Raw genomic sequence first — 16,465 nt, 5'->3', positions numbered from 1 at the left:
CGCGGCCTCAGGGCTGGTAGGTGATGCGGTAGATCGCGCCGGCGTAGTCGTCCGACACCAGCAGCGAGCCGTCCTTCATCACGGCCACGTCCACCGGGCGGCCGCGCAGGGTGCCGGTCTCGTCGTCGAGCCAGCCGCTGGCGAAGACCTCGGTCTTGTCGGCCGTGCCGTCGGGCTTGAGCGAGGTGAACAGCACCTGCGCGCCGTTGGGCTTGGTGCGGTTCCAGGAGCCGTGCTGGGCCGAGAAGATGCCGCCCTGGTACTTCGCCGGGAAGCGCTTGCCCGTGTAGAACACCAGGCCCAGGTCCGCGGCATGGGCCTCGGTGAGCACCTGCGCGGGCGTGACGTTGGGCGGCAGCGGGTCCTTGTCGTAGCCGTTCTCGGTGATGCGGGTCTTGCCCTGAATCCATGGGTAGCCGAAGAACTGCCCGGGCTTGGTGGCGCGGTTGATCTCGCCGTTGGGAATGTCGTCGCCCATGCCGTCGGTCTGGTTGTCGGTGAACCAGAGCGTGCCGTCCTTGGGATTGAAATCCTGGCCCACGGAGTTGCGCACGCCCGTGGCGAAGACCTCGCGCTTGCTGCCGTCGAGATCCATGCGCACGATGCCGCCGATGCCCCACTTGTTGTAGAGCTCCAGCTTCTCGCGCGGGGGCACGTTGAAGGGCTGGCCCAGCGTGATGTAGAGCTTCTTGTCCGGCCCCACGCGGCAGGTGCGCGCGCCGTGGTTGAAGGATTCCTCCTCCACCGGGATCAGCTTGCCCTGCGGCACCACCTCGCCCACCGCCACGTCCGGCCCTTCATAGAAGAACTCGGCGGCCGGGAAGCTGAGCACGCGGTTGTGCTCGGCAACGATCAGGATGCCGTCGCGCGTCCAGCACACGCCGTTGGGGTTGGTGAACTTCAGGCTCGGCGCGAAGGGCTTCACCTCGTCGGCCACGCCGTCGGAGTTGCGGTCCGTGACGGCCCAGACGGTGGTCTTGCGCGTGCCCACGAACAGCATGTTGGTGGTGGGCGCCACGGCCATGTGGCGCGCGTCGGGCACGACCGCGAACAGGTCGATCTTGAAGCCCGGCGGCAGCTTGACCAGCTTGAGGTTGTCGCGGATGGCGTTGGCGTTGCGGCCTTCCTGCGGCACGGGCGGGATGTTGAGGTCGGTGCCCGAGACCTTGAACTGCTTGAGCTTGTCCATGTTGCTGGACGCGGGGGCCGCCGGCTGCGCCTGCGCGGCGGTGGCCAGCAGCAGCGCGGACGCCAGCAGGCCCAGGGTGAACGGTCGATTCGGGTTCTTCACGGCGCTGTCTCCTTCACCAGTGAGCCGTTGTCGCCGCAACGGGGGCGACACGGCGGGACCGGCGCGGATGCGGCGCCGGGCCCGCCACTGTGACCACGGCCCAGGGGCCGAGGCAGATGGGGCAATTCCCTATGCCCGGCGCCGCCCCAGTGGGGCAGGCGTGCCGTTTCAGCGCAGTGACAGCTCCACCCGCGGCGTCCAGCGCGGCGCTTCCTTGTCGCCCGGCTCGCCCTCTTTCTGGCCCTCGTGCAGGCGCGGCGCGGCCACGAACAGCCGCTCGCCGGGCACGCCCTGGGCCGTCAGCTCGTCGCGCACCGCCAGCGCGCGCTGCACCGCCAGCGCCCGCGCGCTCTCCTCATTCACGGCGATGCCCGCCAGCAGCCGCTGCTCGACCTCGGCCAGGGGCAGCTCGCGCGCCAGGCCGATGAAGTTGCGCGGCTTGTTGGGCAGCGGCGTGTCGGCGTAGAGGCGGCGCAGCAGCGTCTCGCGCTCGGCCGGCGTGGGCTCGGGCAGCACGGCCTGCGCGGACGCGCCGCCGCGCAGCGCCAGCTTGCGCTGCTCGGCGCGGATGCGCGCCTCCAGCTGCGCGCGGCGGATGGCCTCGGCCTCCGCGGCGGCGTCGGCCTCGCCGGTGATGGTGGTCTGCAGCTCGGGCTTGTCCACCAGCGCCTGCGCCGCGCGGCGCAGCACCTCCTGCCCCTGCTGCGCCGGCAGCGCGCTGCCCGGTTCGAAGGGCACGCCGCTGAGGTCGGGCCCATGGGCGCCGGCCAGCAGCGCGAAAGGCGCCGTCACGGCCTTGAGCAGCAGGTTGCCGATGAGGCGCAGGATGATGCCGCCGATGCTGAACTGCGGGTCGTTGAGGCTGCCGCTGACGGGCAGGTCCAGGTCGATGTTGCCGTTGCGGTCCTTGAGCAGCGACACCGCCAGCAGCACCGGCAGCTTGGTGGCGCTGGGCGACTCCACGCGCTCGCCGAAGGTGAGCTGGTTGAGGACGACGCGGTTGCTGGCCTGCAGCCGGCCCTCGCCGTCGATGCGGTAGCCCAGCTCGACGCTGAGCTTGCCGCGCTCGATGGCGTAGCCGGCGTACTTGGCGGCGTAGGGCGACAGCGGCGGCAGCTCCAGCCCGGTGGCGCGGGCCTGCAGGTCCAGCTCCGGCGGGTTGCTCAGCGGATTGAGCGTGCCCTGGATGTCCAGCAGCGCGCTGCCCGCGGCACGGCCGCGCAGGCTCAGCGGCGCCAAGCCCGGGCTGTCCGAGCGCAGCGGGCCCAGCGAGCCGTTGAGCTCGGTGAGCTCGGCGCTGTAGTTGGGTCGCACGAAGCGGTCGTTGAAGTCGATGCGGCCGTTGACCAGCGTGGTGGTGCCCAGCGCCAGATCCAGCGGCAGCTCGCGCGTGCGCTGCCGCGGCGGACCGACCGTCACACCCTCGCGCGTGGTGGGCGCCGCGGCCGGCGCCGAGGCGGCTCCATCGGCCGGCGCGTCCTTGGGCGCCTGGCCGGCGGGAGGGTTGTCCAGCACGGCGCGGCCACCCAGGTCCTGCAGGTTGAGGCGGCCCTGCTCCGTCACCACCAGGCGGGCATAGAAGTCCGACAGCGTGGCCGACTGCAATTGCACCCGCGGCTTGGCGCCCGGCTGCAGCGCCGCGTCCAGGCCGCGCAGCGCCAGCGACTGCCAGCTCAGCAGCTCGTCGCCGGCGGCGCGGTCGCGGGCCGCGGCCACGTGCACGCCCGCCAGCAGCGCGTCGCCGCGCGCCTGCACGCGCGGGCCTTCGGCGCCCAGGCTCAAGGCCAGCTCGCCGTCGAAGCCGCCCTCGGCATGCAGCAGGCGCAGCGGCAGCTCCGTGCCGGCATAGGCCTGCAGCAGGTGCAGCGGCAGCCGCTCGATGCGCCAGCGCCCGTCCAGCGCCAGGGGCGCCGCCTGCAGCCGGCCGCTCCACTGCACGCGCGCCGGCGTGGCGTCGCCGGGCTCGCGCAGCTGCATGCCCAGGCTGGCGCGGCGCGCTCCGGCGGCCAGCGGCCATTGCAGGTCCTGCATCACCAGCTGCAGCCGGCTGGCTTCCAGCCGCAGCGGGGACTGCGGCGCGGGCTGCGCATCCAGCCACGCCACGCGGCCTTCGGCAATCTGCAACTGGCGCAGCTTCAGCCGCCAGGCGTCCGCTCCGGGCGTGGACTTGGCCGGCTGCGCCGCAGCCGCGGGAGCCGGCGCGGCCGGCTGGAACCAGGCCGCGGCGTTCAATTGGCCCTGGGCGTCGCGGGCGAGCTGCAGCGCCGGGGCCTGCAGGCGCAGCCGGCCGATCTCGGCCTCCCGGCGCGGCAGCTCGACGCGCACGCCTTCGAGCACCAGCTCGTCCCAGGCTGCCACCGGCGGCGCGGCGCGTTCGCCCTCGCGCAGCCGCAGCCCGTCGAGCCGCGCCTGCGCCAGCTCCACCGCCTGCAGCCCGTCCGGCGTCCAGCGCAGCCGGCCCTGCGCGCCCAGCCGGCCCTCCGGACGCGGCCGCAGCGCCTGCGCCAGCACCGGCGCCAGCGGCCCCAGGGGCAGCGCCTCCAGCTCGAAGTCGAGCGCGCCGCCCTCGGCCGCCGCCTCGCCCTTGAGCTTCAGGCTGGCGGCGGGCGCATCGGCCGTGCCGTCCTCGGGCCGCAGCCGCGCGGAGCTTTCAAAGGGCATCGCGTCGCGCAGCGGCCACTGCAGGCCGCGCGCCTGGGCCGCCAGCGCCTCCACGCGCCAGCGCAGCTTGAGCGCCTCGTCGCGCCAGTGCAGCGCGGCGTCCTGCACGGCCAGCTCCTGCACCGACACGGTCCAGGCGCCCTGGGCCGGCGTCCCGTCATCCGGGCGCGCCGCGCCGCCGGGCTTGGTCGAGCTGCCCTGGGCCGCCGGCGCACCGGACGGCGCCAGCGCCGGCAGCAGCCGGCCCTGCGCGTCCCGCCCCGCGTGCACATCAAGGCCGTCGAGCCGCACCGCGCCCAGCGCGACATGGCGCTGCAGCGGCTGCGAAGGCTGCACCTCGATGCGCAGCGACTTCCAGCCCAGCAGCGGCTGGCCCTGGGCGTCGGCCAGGGCCAGGTCCTGCGCCTGGAGCTGGCCCTGCACGTCGAGCCGCGGCGTGCCGTCGTCCTCCAGGCGGAAGCGCAGCTGCAGCCGGGTGTCCAGCTGCCCGCCCTGCAGCTCCAGCGCCGCGGGCAGATAGGCGCTCAAGGATGCGAGCTTCAGCGCGTCGAGGCGCAGCTCCAGCGTGCTGTCGCGGTGGCGCGAGAACGGCGTCGTGGTGGCGCCGCTGTCGAAGCGGCTGCCGTCGAGCACGAAGGCCAGGCGCGGCTGCACCTGCGTCTGCACGTCGGCGGGCAGGCTGGAAATGAAGGGCAGCCCCAGCTGCAGCTCGCGCACCTCGTGGCGCACCTGGCGCGCCTCGTCCTCGTAGACCAGCTCGCCGCGCTCCAGGCGCAGGTTGTGCAACGCGAAGCGCGGCGGCGGGCCGGCGGGCTCCTCAGTCTGAGGTTGCGAGCGCAACGCCTGCAGCATGTCATCGATGTCCGTACCGCCGTCGGCACGCTGCCTGAGCCGCACTTTCGGCGCCTCGATCTCGATGGCGCTGAGCACCGGCGCGCGCTTCCACAGCGAGCTCGCTTCCAGGTTGAGCATCAGGCGCTCGATCTGCAGCTGCGGCGGCTGGGGCTCGGCCGCGGCGGCTTCCCGCGGTGCGGCGCCGGCCAGCGCGATGCCCCGCAGCGTGAGCTGCAGGTTCCACGGCGTGAAGCGGACGCTCTGGACGCTGAGTTCCCGGCCGAGCAGCGCGCTGCCGCGCTGCTGCAGTTGCCACTTCAACAACGGCGGCAGGGCCAGCGCGCCCAGCAGCCACAGCACTCCCAACGCGATCGCCAGCGCGGCCGCGATCCTTGCCGCGCGCTTGCCCTTGAACATGATTTCTTTCCGCTTGGTCACGCAGGCGGCCTGCGCACAATGCGCGCCACTGCAGGTGAGAGAACAACCAAATGAACGAGATTGTGATGCGCCTGGGCCTGGAGGCCTGGAAGCCGGCGCTGGGCTCGCTGCTGCTGCCGCCCATGCCGGCCCTGCTGCTGGTGCTGCTGGGCCTGGCCCTGTGGCGGGAGCGGCTGGGCCGGGCGCTGGCGCTGCTGGGCGTGCTGACGCTGTGGCTGGGCGCGAGCGACGCGGTGGCCGAGCAGGCCAAGCGCTGGCTGCTGGCGCCGCCGCCGGCGCTGGCCGCGGCGTCCCTGAAGACGCTGCGGCCCGCACAGGCCGCCATTGTCGTGCTGGGCGGCGGGCGCGAAGCCTGGGCGCCGGAGTATGGCGGCTCCAGCCTCAGCCTCCACTCGATGGAGCGCCTGCGCTACGGCCTGTGGCTGGCGCGCGCCAGCGGCCTGGGCGCGGGCTTCAGCGGCGGGGTCGGGCACGCGGGCGCCACGGGGGAGCCCGAGGCGCGGATTGCCGCCCGCATCGCCGCCGACGAGTTCCGCCAGCCACTGCGCTGGGTCGAGGACGCCTCGCGCGACACGCGCGAGAACGCCGCACGCACCGTGGCGCTGCTGCGCCCGCGAGGCATCCAGGACATCGTGCTGGTGACCCATGACTGGCACATGCCGCGCGCCCAGCGCGCCTTCGAGCAGGCCGCGGCGGCTGCGGGCATGAGGGTGCGCGTGATCCCGGCACCGGTCGGGCTGGCGCCCCGCGTCGAGCAGCCGCTGCTGCGCTGGCTGCCCAGCAGCGAAGGCTTCACCCTGCTGCGCCAGGTGGTGCGCGAACGCATCGGGCTGCTCATGGGCGCCTGAGGCTGTTTGCTGCCTCCCAAAAGGCGAACCCCTCCACGCGCGAAGCGTGGAGGGGACGGGCGATTGCCACCGCCGCTGGAGATCCGGAGGTAGGCGGTCCGGGGCTCCTGTTGCGCAGAAGACTGCGCCACTGCATGAACCTGCGAAGCAGGCGCTTCAAAGGTAGCTCAGCCCTTGAGCCTCATCAAGCTTGGTGACGGCCGCCGCAGGGACATCAAGCACCCGGGGCGCCAGGCATGAGACGCTTGAAGAGTTCGTCCATGCGCGCCTGCACCGCCGGTTCCATGGTGATGGTGCGCCCCCACTCGCGGTCGGTCTCGCCCGGCCACTTGTTGGTGGCGTCCAGGCCCATCTTGCCGCCCAGTCCGCTCACGGGCGAGGCGAAGTCGAGGTAGTCGATGGGCGTGTCCGACACCAGCGTGGTGTCGCGCACCGGGTCCATGCGCGTGGTGATGGCCCAGATCACGTCGCGCCAGTCGCGGATGTTCACGTCCTCGTCGGTGACGACGATGAACTTGGTGTACATGAACTGGCGCAGGAAGCTCCACAAGCCGAACATCAATCGCTTGGCATGGCCGGGATAGGCCTTGCGGATCGAGATGACGGCCAGCCGGTAGCTGCAGCCTTCGGGCGGCAGGTAGAAGTCCACGATCTCCGGAAACTGCTTCTGCAGGATCGGCACGAAGACTTCGTTGAGCGCCACGCCCAGCACCGCCGGCTCATCGGGCGGCTTGCCGGTGTAGGTGGAGTGGTAGACCGGGTCGCGCCGCTGCGTGAGGCGGTCCACGCGGAACACCGGAAACCAGTCCTGCTCGTTGTAGTAGCCCGTGTGGTCGCCGAAGGGCCCTTCCAGGGCATGCAGGTAGCCACCCCGCTCCTTGAGCGGCACGCCGTCCTCGCTGGTGCCCTGGTAGCCGGGCGCGGCAGTGGGAATGTGGCCTTCCAGCACGATCTCGGCACTGGCCGGGACCTGCAGCTTCAACGGCCCCTCGCCCACCGACGTGTCGGCCAGCTCGGTGCGGCTGCCGCGCAGCAGGCCGGCGAACTGGTATTCCGAGAGCGTGTCCGGCACCGGCGTGACCGCGCCCAGCAGCGTGGCCGGGTCGGCGCCCAGCGCCACCGCGATCGGGAACGGTTGACCCGGGTTGGCGCGGGCGAACTCGCGGAAGTCCAGCGCGCCGCCGCGGTGCGCCAGCCAGCGCATGATCAGCTCGCGCCGGCCGATGAGCTGCTGGCGGTAGATGCCCAGGTTCTGCCGCGTGCGCGGCTGCACCACCGACTGCGGCCCGCGCGTGATCACCAGGCCCCAGGTCAGCAGCGGGCCGGCATCGCGGGGCCAGCACAGCTGGATAGGCAGGCGGTGCAGGTCCACCTCGTCGCCCTGCAATACCTGCGCCTGGCAGGCGGGCGAGGAAACGCGCGCGGGCTTCATGTCCCACAGCGCCTTGGCCATGTGCAGCAGCCGTCCGGCATCCTTGAGGCCGCGCGGGGGCTCGGGCTCCTTCAGGCTGGCCAGCAGGCGGCCGATGTCGCGCAGCTCCGAGGTGTCCTGCGCTCCCATGCCCAGTGCCACGCGGCGCGGCGTGCCGAAGAGGTTGGCCAGCACCGGCATGTCATGGCCGGCGGGCTTCTCGAACCACAGCGCCGGGCCGCCGGCCTGCAGCACGCGGTCGCTCAGCGCCGTCATCTCCAGCCGCGGCGACACCGGTTCGCTCACACGGCGCAGCTCACCCAGACGCTCAAGCTGGGCCACGAAGTCCCGCAGGTCGCGGTATTTCATTACCTATAGATATTAAAAGACGAGTTGATATTCTTGACCGGTTATTTGAACCGTTCCTAGAATGAGGCAACCTGATACAGATCAGGGTTAACCCGAACCCACCTCAGGGTACCGCTGCCTTGCAGCCCGCGCGCCACGGACGCGCCGGAAAGGTTCGCCTTCGGGCGGATCCGCTGCCGAACCATTATCGCCGCCGCCTCTGCGGCGCCCGTGCCGTCCCAGCGGGGCGGGCGGACGCCGCGCCGGCAGACGAAAGGAGAGCAATGACAGCGCTTGTCATGTTGCGCGCCCTGCGCGCCTCGGTCGCCGTCTTCGTGCGCGACGTTCTTTCCGGGCTGCTGCAAGTCAGCCACAACACCCTGGCCTTGCTGGGTCTTGCCGTGGTCGCCGTGCTGGCCTTCGCCAGCGGACATGCCGACCTGCGGCATGAAGCCGAACGCGTCGCCTTCGGCTGGCTGCAATCCCGCCACGAGGCCCGCGCCGAGCGCGAGGGCAACCTGCTGGTGGCGCTGTCGGACCCGCAGGGCGTGGCGCGCGCCACGGCGGCCGATCCGCGCGAGCTCAATCGCCAGCAGGCGGCGGTGGCGAAGTGGCTGTCACGCCGCTACCGCGTGGCGCCCGAGCCGATCAGCCGCCTGGTGCAGGAGGCATGGCAGGTCGGCCAGCGCGCCGGGCTGGAGCCGACGCTGATCCTGGCCATCATGGCCGTCGAGTCCAGCTTCAACCCCTTCGCGCAAAGCGCGGTGGGCGCGCAGGGGCTGATGCAGGTGATGACCCGTGTGCATGACGACAAGTACGAGGCCTTCGGCGGCACGCTGGCGGCCTTCGATCCGGTCACGAACCTGCGCGTGGGCGTGCAGGTGCTCAAGGAGTGCATCGCGCGCGCCGGCGGGCTGGAAGCCGGGCTGCGCTATTACGTGGGGGCAGCCAATCTCAATGACGATGGCGGCTACGTGGGCAAGGTGCTGGCCGAACAGGGCTACCTGCGGCAGGTGGCCAACGGACGTGGTGTACCCATCAACGCCCCGATGCCCGTGCGCCCTGCTCCGTCCTCACCGGCCGCGCCCGTGGAGCAGACGGCTTCCGCAACTGGCAGCAACCAGGTAGTCGCCTTGCGCTGAAACGCTCTTGATCCGCCCTGCCGGTCGCGCCGGCAACCATTGCCGTTTCATCATCAGCGCCTTCCCCAGGCGCCTTTTTGTGTCCGGGACGAGTTGATGAGCGTGCAACCGACCACAAAGCGAAAAGCCCTTGACGAGATCACTCGTCAAGGGCTTGCATTGGTAGGCGCGATTGGACTCGAACCAACGACCCCCACCATGTCAAGGTGGTGCTCTAACCAGCTGAGCTACGCGCCTGTCGTTCGTTTGCTGAAGCCGCTATTCTATACGCACTTTTTTCAGTTGTGCAAGCACCTCTCGCAAAAATTTGAAGAAAGTGCTGCGAAGGCTCCGGCGGGTGAGTGCAGCGGGGGCCGGACCAACTCCGTGGACCCGGCACTGTCAAGGCCATCAACACCCACCCGCCCGGCTCAGCGGCGCGCCGCGCGCCGCACGCCGCCGATGCGTTGCACCTGGCTCAGCACTTGAGCCAGCCGCGCTGCATCGTGGACTTCGATGGTGAAGTTCATGCGCGTGCTGCCGCCATGCAGATCCTTCACCGACTGCATCTGCATGCCCGTCACCTTCATCTTCTCCTTGGCAAAGAGCTCGGAGATGTCGCGCAGCAGTCCGGGCCGGTCAGCGGCCTCCACCGTCACGTCCACCGGGTACAGCGCCGCCTGATCGCCACGCGGCTTGCCCCAGGCCACCGCAATGACACGCTCGGGCGACTGGCGCGCGGCATGGCGGAAGTTGGTGCAGTCGGCGCGGTGCACCGCGACGCCCTTGCCGCGAGTGACGAAGCCGGCGATCGCATCGGGCGGCGCGGGCCGGCAGCAGCGCGCCAGGCTCGTGAGCAGCGACTCCACGCCCACCACCAGCACGCCCCCGCGCGGGCCACCCTCGGGCACGCTGGCGCGCTTGGTGACGAGCTCGTCCGGCGGCGGCGCGGGCTCGGCCGGGCGCAGCAGCTGCTCGATGTTGCGCAGCGAGTACTCGTCCTTGCCGACAACTTCGAACAGCGCGTCCGCGCTCTTGAAGCCCAGCCGCGCCGCCAGCTCCTCCAGCTTGAGCGCCGTGCGGCCCTCGCGCTGCAGCAGCTTCTCGACCGCCTCGCGCCCGCGCGCGATGGTGTCGCGCTGCGCCAGCGCATTGAACCAGGCGCGGACCTTGGCGCGCGCCCGTGCGCTGGCCAGGTAGCCCAGCTCGGGATTGAGCCAATCCAGTGATGGCCCTCCCTCCTTGGCGACGCTGACCTCCACGGTCTGGCCACTGCGCAGCGGCGTGTTCAGCGGCACCAATGCCCCGTCCACGCGCGCACCGCGGCAGCGATGGCCCAGGTCGGTGTGCACCGTGTAGGCGAAGTCCACCGGCGTGGCCCCGGCGGGCAGCTCGACCACGGAGGCCTGCGGCGTGAAGACGTAGATGCGGTCGTCGAAGGCGCCGGGCTCGCCGGACTGCACATAGTCGCGCTCCCAGGCCAGCAGCTGGCGCAACACGGCCTTGCGCGCCTCGGCGATGCGCTCCTCGAACTCGCCCGCAGCGCTCACGCCGGCATAGCCGCGCGCGCCAGCTTCCTTATAGGCCCAGTGCGCCGCCACGCCGTACTCGGCGTGCTCGTGCATGGCGCGGGTGCGGATCTGCACCTCCACCGGCCGGTCCTCGTCGTCGAGCACCACGGTGTGCAGCGACTGGTAGCCGTTGGGCTTCGGTTTGGCGATGTAGTCGTCGAACTCACCTTCCAGCGGCCGGTAGCGCTCGTGCACCCGTGCCAGGGCGGCATAGCACTGCGACACGTCCTCAACGATGACACGCAGCGCGCGCAGGTCCAGCACGCGCTCGAAGCCCAGGCGCTTGCCCTGCATCTTTTTCCAGATGCTGTAGATGTGCTTGGGACGCCCCTGCACGGTGGCATGGATGCCGACCTCCATCAGCTCCTGCGCCAGCTCGGCGCGGAAACGCTCCACGCCCTGCTCGCGCTCGCTGCGCTTCTCGTGCAGCAGCGTGGCGATGCGCTTGTATTCGTCGGGCTGCAGGAAGCGGAACGCCAGGTCCTCCAGCTCCCACTTGATCTGCCAGATGCCCAGCCGGTTGGCCAGCGGCGCGAACACCTGCTGCGACTCCAGCGCCAGATCGTGCGGACAAGCTCGCTTGCTGGCGGCGAACCAGCGCAGCGTCTGCAGCCGCGAGGCTAGGCGCAGCAGCACCACGCGCAGGTCGCGCGAAAAGGCCAGCAGCATCTTGCGCACGCGCTCTGTCTGCAGCGCGCGCGCGGGCTCCTCCACGCGCGCCTGTCGCGCCGCGCGCTGGATCTGCACCAGCTGCCGCGTGTGGCTGACCAGGCTGGCGTAGGACTCGCCGAACGCCTTGCTGACCACCTCGTCGGGCTTCTGCAGGAAGTCGCCGGCATAGACCAGATAGGCCGCGGCCTGCATCGCCGGCGCCGCGCCGATGCTGCGCAGCACGGCACACACACCGTCGGCATGCGCCAAGGCATCCTCGCCGGTGTCGAGTGCGCGCTGCCACAGCAGCGGCTCGGCGAAGGCCCGCGCGCGCTGCAGCGCCAGCAGGCCGGCATCCTCGGGCGAGAGCTCGCCCTCACCGGGCGAGGGCAGCTCCGCCAATTCAACGATGGTCGCGGGCCGTGCCGTGACCCATTCGGACTGAAGACTTCTCATGGCGACAGCAGAAACTCCCGCACCGCAGCCACCTGCTCGGGCTGCACCAGCATCGGCGCATGGCCCACACCCTCGAACTCGACCAGCCGCGCGCGCGGGCCGCGCTGCGTCATCGCCTGCGCGGTGGCATGCGACAGCAGGTCCGACTGCGCGCCGCGCAGCAGCAGCACCGGGCAGCGCAGCGCCTCATAGGCGTGCCACAGCGCGGCGTTGCCGGCCGCGACCGACTCCGGCGTGATCGCCTTGAACACCTGGGCGATGCGCAGGTCGTAGTGCAGCGTGAAGCCCGCTTCGTCGGGCTTGAGCTGGTTGCGGCACAGCGCCAGCCATTGCTCGTCCGTGTGCGGGCCGAAGCTTTCGGACATGGCGTGCAGGAACGCGGCCGCCTCCTCTTCGGTGTCCCAATGCCGAGGCTGGCCGACGTAGTCGGAAATGCGCTGCAGCCCTTCGAATTCAAGGTCCGGGCCGACGTCGTTGAGCACCATGCGCCGCAGCGGCGCGTTGGCCAGCGAACCCAGCCCCATGCCGATGAGCCCGCCCATGGACGTGCCCACCCAGTCGATCTCGCGCGCCTCCAGCCGCGACAGCAGGCTCACCATGTCGGCCACGTACGCCGGCACGGTGTAGCCGGCCGGGTCATGCAGCCAGTCGGAGTGGCCCCGGCCCAGCACGTCCGGGCACACCACGCGGTAGTCGTGGCACAGGGCGCGCGCGAGCGTGTCGAAGTCACGTCCCTGGCGCGTGAGGCCGTGCACGCACACCAGCACGCGCTCGTTGGCCGGGTCGCCCCACTCCCAGCACGCCATGCGGTACAGCGCGCCCGGGCGCAGGCACGGGACGTGAATCAGCCGCGGCGAATCGTTCATGATGGCTCCCGTTTGTCTTTGGTTCATCGTATCAACCCAACAGGAGGCCATTCATGCTCAAGGCAAAGACCGCCCTCGTCACCGGCTCCACCAGCGGCATCGGGCTGGGCATCGCCAAGTCCCTGGCACGGCAGGGCGCCAACATCATGCTCAACGGCTTTGGCGACAGCGAGGCGGCACTGGCCGAGGTGCGCGCGCTGGGCGTGCGGGTGTCCTATCACGGCGCCGACATGAGCAAGCCCGCGGAGATCGAGCAGATGATGCGCGCCGCCGAGGCCGAGCTCGGCGCGGTGGACATCCTGGTCAACAACGCCGGCATCCAGCATGTGGCGGCGGTGGAGGACTTCCCGCCCGAGAAGTGGGACGCGATCATCGCCATCAACCTGAGCTCGGCCTTCCACACCACGCGGCTGGCGCTGCCGGGCATGAAGCAGCGCGGCTGGGGCCGCATCATCAACCTGGCCTCCGTGCACGGCCTGGTGGCCTCGGCGCAGAAATCGGCCTACGTGGCGGCCAAGCATGGGCTGGTGGGCTTCACCAAGTCGGTGGCGCTGGAGACGGCCACCAGCCCCGTGACCGTCAACGCCATCTGCCCGGGCTGGGTGCTCACGCCGCTGGTGGAAAAACAGGTGCAGGCCCGCGCGCAGGCCGACGGCATCGACATCGAGGAGGCCAAGCGCCGGCTGCTGGGCGACAAGCAGCCCTCCATGCAATTCACCACGCCCGAGCAGCTCGGCGAGCTGGCGGTGTTCCTGTGCTCCGGCGCGGCCGACAACATCCGCGGCGCAGCCTTCAACGTCGACGGCGGCTGGGCCGCACAGTAAGCCCTGGTTGCGCACGCGACGGCCCTCACCGCGCCGTCGCGGCCCCGCGCTGTTGCGCTATTCCATCTGGATCGAGCCGCTGACGGTGGCGCTGACCTGGCCACGCCCCGGCTCCACCGGCAGCGACTCGTCGGCCGCACCCGCGGCCATGGCCTTGGCGCGCATCATCACCGGCGGGACCGGGCCCGGCGCGTCGGTGTTGACCTGCACCTCGCGCAGGCTCCAGCGGTTGAAGCCGAACTGCTTGGTCACCTCGCCGGCGCGCTGCTTGTAGCGCTCGATGGCCCGTGCGCCGACCTCGGACTCCACCTGCTCGCGCGCCTCGCGCGAGAGCGAGTAGCCCACGCGGGCGATGGTCATGCTGGTGATGCGCGGCGCCAGCTGCGCGATGGCCGCCATGTCGCGACCTTCCACCTGCAGCTCCGCGCTGCCCTGCCAGCCGCCGATGGTGCCCTTGGCGGTATAGCGCGGGTACACGGACAGATTGCCCGCGCGCACCTCCACCTGCCCCGGCTTGGCCACCCTGCGCGCCTCGGCCAGCGCCGCGTCCAGCGCCTGGCGCAACGCCGACTGCACCGCACCGGCTTCCGTGCCCTCGCGCGTGGCGTTGAAGCTCAGCGTCAGCCAGTCGTTGGGCACGTCCATGGTGGCGCTGGCATTGAGCGTGACCACGCGCTGCGGCGTCGGCGGCGTCAAGGCCTGCGCGTGCGCGGTGTTCAGCAAGGCCGCGACAATCAGGCACGGCACCAGGGCGAAAGCTCTCATCAGGGGCTCCAGTAAGAAGGGGAACAAGGCCGCGCCAGGGGGCGGCAACGCGACACTCTTTAACGCCCCGGGAGCAGCCCCGGCGCCGAAAGAGTTGTAACAGAGGTGCGAAACGCGCCGAAACCCTCGCGTCAACCTGTACACAATGCCGCCGTTACAAATAGGGAGCCCGTCATGAACACCCCTGCAAACCCTCGGCCCGACCGCGTCGTCGTGGTGGACGACGATGCCCGCATCCGCGATCTGCTGCGCCGCTACCTGACGCAGGAAGGCTTCGAAGTGCTGCTGGCCGAAGACGCCAAGGCGCTCAACCGCGTGCTCACGCGCGAAACCATCGACCTCATCGTGCTGGACCTCATGCTCCCCGGTGAGGACGGCCTGTCGATCTGCCGGCGGCTGCGTGCGGCCAACGACTCCACGCCGATCATCATGCTCACCGCCAAGGTCGAGGACGTGGACCGCATCGTCGGCCTGGAAGTCGGCGCCGACGACTACCTCCCGAAGCCCTTCAACCCGCGCGAGCTGCTCGCGCGCATCCACGCCGTGCTGCGCCGCCGGCCTGCCCTGGAAGCGCCGGGCGCACCGTCCAAGGAACCGCAGGTCGTGAACTTCGGCCCCTTCGAGTTCGACCTGTCGCTGCGCCGCCTCACCAAGGACGGCGAGCAGATGGCGCTGACCACCGGCGAGTTCTCCATGCTCAAGGCCCTGGTGCGCCATCCGCGCCAGCCGCTGTCGCGCGACAAGCTGGCCCAGCTCGCGCGCGGCCGCGAGTTCGAGCCCTTCGACCGCAGCCTGGACGTGCAGATCTCGCGGCTGCGCAAGATGATCGAGCCCGACCCGGCGCAACCGCGCTACATCCAGACGGTCTGGGGCGTCGGCTACGTGTTCGTGCCCGATGGCGCAAGCTGAGCTGGACCAGTCCACGCCCGACGTCGAGGGCGCGACGCGGCAGCCCCCGGCATCGACGTACAAGCAACGCAGCCTGCGCCGCCGCCTGCGCCGGCTGCTGCCGCGAACCGCCACCAGCCGCGAGCGCCAGTCGCTGGCGCTGAGCCTGTTCTGGCGCACCTTCTTCCTGCTGGCACTGCTGCTGGGCGGCGGCATCTTCGCCTGGGTGCAGACGCTGCGCGCGCTGGAGCTGGAGCCGCGCGCGGTGCAATCGGCGCAGCAGATCGCCAGCCTCGTCAACCTCTCGCGCGCGGCGCTGCGCTTCTCCGACAGCATCCACCGCGTCGCCGTCGTCAAGACGATGAGCGAGGAGGAAGCCGTCAAGGTGCTGCCGCGCGAGCCCGGCCACCGCTGGGAGCCCTTCGAGACCGACCGCTTCACGCGCCGCATCGGGCGCGAGCTGCGCGCGCGGCTGGACGAGGACACCATCCTGGCGCGCAGCGTCAACGGCGTGGACGGGCTGTGGGTGGGCTTCACCATCGAGAAGGACGCCTACTGGCTGCAGGCCGAGGCCACGCGCGTGTACCCGCTCACCAGCGGCACCTGGTTCGTCTGGGTCGGCATCGCGCTGGTGGCGACGCTGCTGGGCTCGGCGGCCATCGCGCGGCTGATCAACCAGCCACTGCGCGACCTCTCCTTCGCCGCCAGCCGCATCCGCGAGGGCGAGTACGAGTCGCAGCTCGACGAGAACACGCTCACCAGCGAGATCCGCGAGGTGAACATGGGCTTCAACCGCATGGCGCGCGAGCTGGCCAAGGTGGAAGAGGACCGCGCCGTGATGCTGGCCGGCATCTCGCACGACCTGCGCACGCCGCTGGCGCGGCTGCGGCTGGAGGCGGAGATGAGCGTCCAGGATGAGGAAGCCCGGCGCAACATGGCCATGGACATCGACCAGCTCGACGCGATCATCGACAAGTTCATGGACTACGCCCGCCCGGGCGACGCGCCGCTGGTGCCGGTGAACCTGTCGGCGCTGATCGAGCGCGAGGCGGCCGCCTTCCGCGACCCGACCCAGATCCGCATCAGCGCCCGCGTGGCCATCGACCTGATGGTGCTGGCCGACGACACCGAGCTGGGCCGCGTCTTCGCCAACCTGTTCGAGAACGCGCGCCGCTACGGCCGCAGCGAGAGCGGCGGCCCGGCGCTGGTGCTGGTGAGCTACACGCGCAGCGGCCCCTGGGTGACGGTGAGCGTGCGCGACCACGGCCCGGGCGTGCCGCCGGCGCGCCTGGCCCAGCTCACCACGCCCTTCTACCGGGGCGACACCGCGCGCACCGCCGCCACCGGCGCCGGCCTGGGCCTAGCGATCGTCGATAAATCGCTGCAGCGCATGGGCGGCCGGCTGGAGCTGGCCAACGCGCCCGACGGTGGCCTGATCGCGCATGTGCGGCTGAAGCGGGCGCCCTGAGCTTCAGCCGGCACTGAACCGGAG

Annotated in this window: 11 protein-coding genes and 1 tRNA gene; 5 read left to right on the top strand and 7 right to left on the bottom strand. The window is 71.1% G+C overall.

The annotated features are described in order from the left end of the window. Positions 1 to 7 precede the first annotated feature (7 nt). Both HHL10_RS05125 and HHL10_RS05120 read right to left on the bottom strand, forming a co-directional pair. Positions 8 to 1,291 carry a PQQ-dependent sugar dehydrogenase gene (locus HHL10_RS05125; RefSeq protein WP_375138935.1) on the bottom strand — a complete coding sequence of 428 codons (1,284 nt, stop codon included), beginning with the start codon at positions 1,289 to 1,291 and terminating at the stop codon, positions 8 to 10. A 168-nt stretch (positions 1,292 to 1,459) separates the two neighbouring features. Then, positions 1,460 to 5,203, bottom strand: coding sequence for a DUF748 domain-containing protein (locus HHL10_RS05120; protein ID WP_169159245.1), 3,744 nt, complete (start codon positions 5,201 to 5,203; stop codon positions 1,460 to 1,462). A gap of 71 nt (positions 5,204 to 5,274) precedes the next feature. Here HHL10_RS05120 and HHL10_RS05115 point away from each other — a divergent pair, with 71 nt between their 5' ends. Then, positions 5,275 to 6,072 carry a YdcF family protein gene (locus tag HHL10_RS05115; protein WP_169159244.1) on the top strand — a complete coding sequence of 266 codons (798 nt, stop codon included), beginning with the start codon at positions 5,275 to 5,277 and terminating at the stop codon, positions 6,070 to 6,072. Positions 6,073 to 6,286: 214 nt separating this feature from the next. Here HHL10_RS05115 and ubiD read toward each other — a convergent pair whose 3' ends face one another. Next, positions 6,287 to 7,852: a 4-hydroxy-3-polyprenylbenzoate decarboxylase gene (gene ubiD / locus HHL10_RS05110; protein ID WP_169159243.1), complete on the bottom strand. Its 1,566-nt coding sequence runs from the start codon at positions 7,850 to 7,852 to the stop codon at positions 6,287 to 6,289. Between the two features lie 263 nt (positions 7,853 to 8,115). Between ubiD and HHL10_RS05105 the strand changes: the two genes are divergently transcribed. Continuing rightward, a complete protein-coding gene (locus tag HHL10_RS05105; RefSeq protein ID WP_169159242.1) occupies positions 8,116 to 8,973 on the top strand; it encodes a lytic transglycosylase domain-containing protein in 858 nt (285 codons plus the stop codon). Positions 8,974 to 9,133: 160 nt separating this feature from the next. On the opposite strand, the gene HHL10_RS05100 is transcribed toward HHL10_RS05105, so the two are convergent. From HHL10_RS05100 to HHL10_RS05090, 3 genes are all read right to left on the bottom strand, one after another. Further along, a tRNA-Val gene (locus HHL10_RS05100) sits at positions 9,134 to 9,210 on the bottom strand. A gap of 173 nt (positions 9,211 to 9,383) precedes the next feature. After that, the gene (locus HHL10_RS05095; protein WP_169159241.1) at positions 9,384 to 11,630 is read right to left on the bottom strand and encodes a RelA/SpoT family protein; all 2,247 of its coding nucleotides are present in this window, start codon (positions 11,628 to 11,630) and stop codon (positions 9,384 to 9,386) included. Continuing rightward, positions 11,627 to 12,496, bottom strand: a complete 870-nt coding sequence (locus HHL10_RS05090; protein WP_169159240.1) for an alpha/beta fold hydrolase — start codon at positions 12,494 to 12,496, stop codon at positions 11,627 to 11,629. Before HHL10_RS05090 ends, HHL10_RS05095 begins: the two co-directional genes overlap by 4 nt. Before the next feature lie 53 nt (positions 12,497 to 12,549). Between HHL10_RS05090 and HHL10_RS05085 the strand changes: the two genes are divergently transcribed. After that, entirely contained in the window at positions 12,550 to 13,320 is a 771-nt protein-coding gene (locus tag HHL10_RS05085; RefSeq protein ID WP_169159239.1) for a 3-hydroxybutyrate dehydrogenase, read from the top strand. Positions 13,321 to 13,377: 57 nt separating this feature from the next. Here HHL10_RS05085 and HHL10_RS05080 read toward each other — a convergent pair whose 3' ends face one another. After that, positions 13,378 to 14,085: an SIMPL domain-containing protein gene (locus tag HHL10_RS05080; protein ID WP_169159238.1), complete on the bottom strand. Its 708-nt coding sequence runs from the start codon at positions 14,083 to 14,085 to the stop codon at positions 13,378 to 13,380. A gap of 174 nt (positions 14,086 to 14,259) precedes the next feature. Between HHL10_RS05080 and ompR the strand changes: the two genes are divergently transcribed. Both ompR and HHL10_RS05070 read left to right on the top strand, forming a co-directional pair. Further along, complete coding sequence (ompR, locus tag HHL10_RS05075; RefSeq protein ID WP_028999127.1) at positions 14,260 to 14,994, top strand: osmolarity response regulator transcription factor OmpR; 735 nt, start codon at positions 14,260 to 14,262, stop codon at positions 14,992 to 14,994. Beyond that, on the top strand, positions 14,981 to 16,441 hold the full coding sequence (locus tag HHL10_RS05070) for a sensor histidine kinase family protein (protein WP_169159237.1): 1,461 nt from the start codon (positions 14,981 to 14,983) through the stop codon (positions 16,439 to 16,441). The genes ompR and HHL10_RS05070 overlap by 14 nt, the downstream gene beginning before the upstream one ends. The last annotated feature ends 24 nt before the right edge of the window (positions 16,442 to 16,465 follow it).

This window comes from Azohydromonas caseinilytica, assembly GCF_012927045.1.
GTDB lineage: Bacteria > Pseudomonadota > Gammaproteobacteria > Burkholderiales > Burkholderiaceae_C > Azohydromonas > Azohydromonas caseinilytica.
Note: the sequence above shows the minus strand (reverse complement) of the source record. Positions and strands in the feature narration are given on the sequence as shown.

Coding starts and splice junctions, on each gene's coding strand:
- HHL10_RS05115 (WP_169159244.1), top strand. CDS start 5,275: ATGAACGAGATTGTGATGCGCCTGGGCCTGGAGGCCTGGAAGCCGGCG.
- ubiD (WP_169159243.1), bottom strand. CDS start 7,852: ATGAAATACCGCGACCTGCGGGACTTCGTGGCCCAGCTTGAGCGTCTG.
- HHL10_RS05080 (WP_169159238.1), bottom strand. CDS start 14,085: ATGAGAGCTTTCGCCCTGGTGCCGTGCCTGATTGTCGCGGCCTTGCTG.
- HHL10_RS05105 (WP_169159242.1), top strand. CDS start 8,116: ATGACAGCGCTTGTCATGTTGCGCGCCCTGCGCGCCTCGGTCGCCGTC.
- HHL10_RS05070 (WP_169159237.1), top strand. CDS start 14,981: ATGGCGCAAGCTGAGCTGGACCAGTCCACGCCCGACGTCGAGGGCGCG.
- HHL10_RS05090 (WP_169159240.1), bottom strand. CDS start 12,496: ATGAACGATTCGCCGCGGCTGATTCACGTCCCGTGCCTGCGCCCGGGC.
- HHL10_RS05085 (WP_169159239.1), top strand. CDS start 12,550: ATGCTCAAGGCAAAGACCGCCCTCGTCACCGGCTCCACCAGCGGCATC.
- HHL10_RS05120 (WP_169159245.1), bottom strand. CDS start 5,203: ATGTTCAAGGGCAAGCGCGCGGCAAGGATCGCGGCCGCGCTGGCGATC.
- ompR (WP_028999127.1), top strand. CDS start 14,260: ATGAACACCCCTGCAAACCCTCGGCCCGACCGCGTCGTCGTGGTGGAC.
- HHL10_RS05095 (WP_169159241.1), bottom strand. CDS start 11,630: ATGAGAAGTCTTCAGTCCGAATGGGTCACGGCACGGCCCGCGACCATC.